Here is a 2,055-nt window from a genome sequence, read left to right as displayed (position 1 = left end):
CGCCGCGCCGCCGCGACCGCGCCGTCCCGCCGCGCCTGCGGCAGCCCCTCCTCCATCGACGCCTCGAACCGGGAGAACGACTCCCGGTCGCCTTCGAACCTGCGGGGCACGCTCGCCGCCTCGGGCAGCGCCCGCAGCAGGTCGACGCCCCGCCACATCAGCTCCCACACCGGTTCGAGCTGGGTCAGGACGGCCTTGCGGATCCGTTCCTCCGCATGGTCGCGTCCCGGCCCCTCCACCGCGGAGTCATAGGAGGCGATCAGCGGCGCGAGGACCTCGTTGTCGAACGACGGGTCGGTGGCGGGCCCCGCGGGCGGGTGCAGCAGCGGATCCTCCGCGGCGCGGGCGGCCTGCGGCCCGCTCATCCCGGGCGGCGGGTCGATCCAGCCGAGCAACGCCGTCAGATTGCCGTCCTCCAGGGCGCTCTGCCCGGTCGCCCAGTGCGACGCCAGCAGATCGGTCATCGCGCACAGCACGCTGGAGCCGGGGTAGTCGGCCCGGTCGGCGAACCAGGTCAGCCACCGCCCCAGCAGCGGGACGGCCTCGGGCACCGCCCATTCGCCGCCGGTCTGCCGGAACCGGGTGGAGCGTCCCATCAGCCGCAGGAACTCCATCCCCGGACGGTTCGGGACGAGGACCTGCGGGGCGTCGAGGAACCGCTCGTGGCTCTCGTCCTTCTTCTCGATCGTCTCGGTGCCGGCCTGCTTGGCCGCGATCTCCTTCAGGAGCACGTCGCCGAGCTCGCCGAAGAGCGCGAACCGCTGGTCGCGGTTGCGGGGCTGCGGCGCGAGGATCAGCCGCGGTTCGTGGCGCGCGGTGCCGACCATCGCGGCGAGCGGCGCGGCGGCCTCGCCCGCGAGCTTCAGCGGGATCACCACGAGGGGCTCGTCGGCGAGCCGGAAGTGCCTGCGGGTGGCGAGCGGCTGGGCGCGGCCGGTGGCCAGCGCCTCCATCCGCGCCAGCGCCGAGATGAGGCTCATCCGCGCCCCTCCAGCACCTGGCGGCGCAGCCGTTCGGCCTGCCGCAGCAGCGCCGCGATCTCCTCCTGGCCCTCGGAAGGCGTGCGGTCGCCGCGGGCCAGTTCCAGGGTCTCCTCGATAGTCTCGACCCCGCCGACCTGGTCGCGGATCTGCCGGCCGAGGACGTCGGTGGTGCCGCAGGCCAGGGCCTCGCCCCGGCAGTAGAACGCCAGATCGCAGCTCGACATGCAGGACGGCGCGTACCGGGCCTCGATCGCGGCCAGGGAGCGGGCCAGGCCGTCGCCGAGCTCGAAGGAGATGTCCTCGGGCAGCCCGTCGAGCACCTGCTCGATCCGCGCCATCCGGACGATCTGCCGCCGGATCACGCTGAGCTGCGGACGGACGTCGACGAGGGTGGCGGTGGGCCGGTTGGAGAAGTTCTCCGGGCAGATCAGCACGACCTCGTGGGAGACGAGGTTCTCCTCGCCGTCCAGTTCGGCGACCATCCGCCGCAGCGCCAGCACGTAGACCGCGGCCTGGCGGGCGGCCGAGGCGACTTGCTCGGGATCGGCCTGGCCGTCGATCACCGGGAACGACTTGATCTCGACCACGTGGAACCGGCCGGCGACCTTGAACGCGATGACGTCCGGCTCCAGGTAGACCAGATGCCCGCCGACCTCCAGCCGGAGCAGCGGATGGTCGAACAGGGTGCCGGGCTCGTCGCCGTCGATGGCGCGTTTCAGCAGCTGTCTGGTCCTGGCGTAGCGGACCTCGCGTCCGGCGTTGCCGCCGACCGACTCCAGATCGTCGTAGGACGCCTCGGGGATCGGCAGTCCTAGCCTGTCGCGCAGCAGCCCGTAGAGCTGGGCGCAGCCGTCGGCCTTGACCTGGGCCTCGAACACGTTGCCGCGGGTGATCGCGAACTGGGACTGGCCGAACAGCATCGGCTGCCCGACATGGCGGGCGATCTCCGACTTGTCGGCCCCGGCGGCGTCGAGCAGGCCGCGCCGCAGGCAGCCGGGGTTGGTGGTGAGCGCGGCGATGGTGCGGGCGTCGTGGTTGCGGGGCGGGGTGTCGCCGCGCAGCCGGTCGAGCC

2 protein-coding genes are annotated in these 2,055 nt (G+C 73.1%); both read right to left on the bottom strand.

Annotation, left to right across the window (positions count from 1 at the left end):
• On the bottom strand, positions 1-980 hold a 980-nt coding region (locus tag ACYVE7_RS33090), incomplete at its 3' end, for a hypothetical protein (RefSeq protein WP_460370401.1).
• Positions 977-2,055 (bottom strand): hypothetical protein (locus ACYVE7_RS33085; protein ID WP_460370400.1); only part of this gene is annotated, 1,079 nt, incomplete at its 5' end. The genes ACYVE7_RS33085 and ACYVE7_RS33090, both read right to left, overlap by 4 nt.

The sequence above is a fragment of the Actinocorallia lasiicapitis genome (assembly GCF_054778695.1).
Note: the sequence above shows the minus strand (reverse complement) of the source record. Positions and strands in the feature narration are given on the sequence as shown.